At 32.2% G+C, this 2,023-nt stretch carries 3 protein-coding genes; all 3 read right to left on the reverse strand.

Translation table 11 applies throughout. The annotated features are described in order from the left end of the window. Nucleotides 1-321 precede the first annotated feature (321 nt). Nucleotides 322-963 (reverse strand): tetratricopeptide repeat protein, encoded by a 642-nt coding sequence (locus tag BMW42_RS14545; RefSeq protein ID WP_143047428.1) that lies wholly within the window; start codon nt 961-963, stop codon nt 322-324. A gap of 93 nt (nt 964-1,056) precedes the next feature. Continuing rightward, a complete protein-coding gene (locus BMW42_RS14550) occupies nt 1,057-1,344 on the reverse strand; it encodes a hypothetical protein (RefSeq protein WP_092768985.1) in 288 nt (95 codons plus the stop codon). An 81-nt stretch (nt 1,345-1,425) separates the two neighbouring features. Next, the coding region (locus BMW42_RS14905) for an RHS repeat-associated core domain-containing protein (protein ID WP_228143144.1) at nt 1,426-2,023 on the reverse strand (598 nt) is incomplete at its 5' end.

A 2,023-nucleotide genomic window follows, 5' to 3' on the forward strand; every position in this document is an offset into this window, starting at 1 on the left:
GTAATTCGGTGTTTCTATCAGTTGTATAAAGTGTTGATACCCTGCTTGGAATAGCGGTACAAAGCTATTCGGCTCATAGATATAGTGTTTGATATAGCTTTGATTGCCTTGTTCTGTGTTGTTTTTATCTAATGAGTGCTCGGTTATATGCAGGCCAATTGGTTGTGCGGTAGATTTTGTGTGTAAGCTTCTTCATTTGAAAATTATATGGCTGAAGAAGCCCTTAAGAATAGCTTTGTGCAACAAAGCCATAAACACAATAAAAATTCTAGCCTACTATTTCATTTTTTTAAAATACAATATCAATAGGCTTTAAATTTACTAATTTTGATTTAAAACATCTAGTCTTTCTAAGTTTTCTTTAGCTAATAAAAATCCATTACTCAACGATAGTTTATACCAATATTTAGCTTTAACCATATTTTTTTCGACACCTTCACCATGCTCATACATCCAAGCTAAATTATTTTGTGCTAATGAATCATTCATATTAGCAGCCAGTTGAAAATAATGGAACGCCTTATTATTATCTTTCCGAATTATCTTCCCATCGTAATATTGCACTCCAAGCTCAGTAATTGATGGCAAGAAATCGTTTTCAACTGAAAACTCTAAGTTTTCTAACATTTTATTACTATTATTTTGATCTCTATAAATTAAAGCCAATTGATAAGCCCCTAAACTATCTCCCAAGTTTTTGGCAGACAAAAACCACTTCTTAGCTTTTTCAACCTCATTTTTTTCTAGATACAAAAAACCTAAGGAATAATGTGCCGGCGAAAAACAATATTTAGCTGACTCAATTAACAAAATCTCAGCCTTTTCATAATCTACTAGAACATTATTCCCAACCAAATAAGAATAACCATAATAATAACTTTTATAAAAATTATCATTCATTTTGTTAATATTATACTTAACTTTCTTATTATTTCCCTGTAAATTATATAAACTATTCTCCATAACTTTATCCGCTATCGAATAATCAATATCAATACAGTTTGCATATACAAAAAAAGGGGAAAATAAAAATATAAACAAAAATTTAATCAAAGATCACCTCAACATAACAAATATGGAAATTAAAAACATGACCAAAAATACTATTTTCACTATATAAAAAATTTTTATTTTTTCACTATAATAGCCACCACCCCCTCCTTTAAATAAAATTTTTTTTATATATACAATATGATTTATACTTTTTAAGTTAAAATCAATATAACTTTCAACCTCTCCTTTTTCTAAAAGATATTTATACAAATAAAACCGAACTAAACAAAAACTTATTATAAAAAAAAGCAAACTCAAAATAAAAATTAAAACAATTAAACCATCAGTCATTATCTTAGCCCCCCGAAATCTAAAGGTTTTTTTGGAAGCATTCTTTGATTTTGCCTAATTTGTTCATAATCAATTTTTGTTTCAGGAGCCAAGGCATCTTTTGATCTTTTCTCCCCACTTACTCCACTTACAGCTGCTCCTAATCCCACACCCACTGAAGCATTTCCATAAAGCCCTCCCCCCCCTTGAATAACCAACACAAGTTTGTACTGCTAATCCTAGTCCTGCGCTAGCACACAATTCATAATATTTACCATCTGTTTGCGTACCCGCATTAATAACCTCTCTTGTTGAAGTAACTTCCAAAGCAACTCCGTATGCATTTCCGCCTCTAACATTATACTTCCCATTCCCATCATAGCCTGCAGATGCTGTTACACCAACTAAAGCTGCAGCAGTAGCGTTTACATTCATACCAGTAAGTACCCTATCAGTCATTTGATATAGTTCTGGTGCATCCTTAAGTCTAGTTGGTATTTTTGCTCCAGGAATGCGTTCAACAAATGCCTCTCTCATAGCGCTACCAAGAGTTTCATCCAACCCCAACGGATCCACCCACTGATTCGCATCACTTACATAAGCTGAGTTATTTAAACCACCTAATAGACCAATCGGATCTTTACTTATATACCGTGCACTAAATGGTTCGTAATATCTGTAACGGTTGTAATGTAATCCT

Origin of the sequence: Acinetobacter sp. DSM 11652 (genome assembly GCF_900109815.1) — a bacterium.
Taxonomy (GTDB): domain Bacteria; phylum Pseudomonadota; class Gammaproteobacteria; order Pseudomonadales; family Moraxellaceae; genus Acinetobacter.

Bases quoted from the DNA above. Each gene is read 5' to 3' on its own strand.
- BMW42_RS14545 (WP_143047428.1), bottom strand. From the start codon at position 963: ATGGAGAATAGTTTATATAATTTACAGGGAAATAATAAGAAAGTTAAG.
- BMW42_RS14550 (WP_092768985.1), bottom strand. From the start codon at position 1,344: ATGACTGATGGTTTAATTGTTTTAATTTTTATTTTGAGTTTGCTTTTT.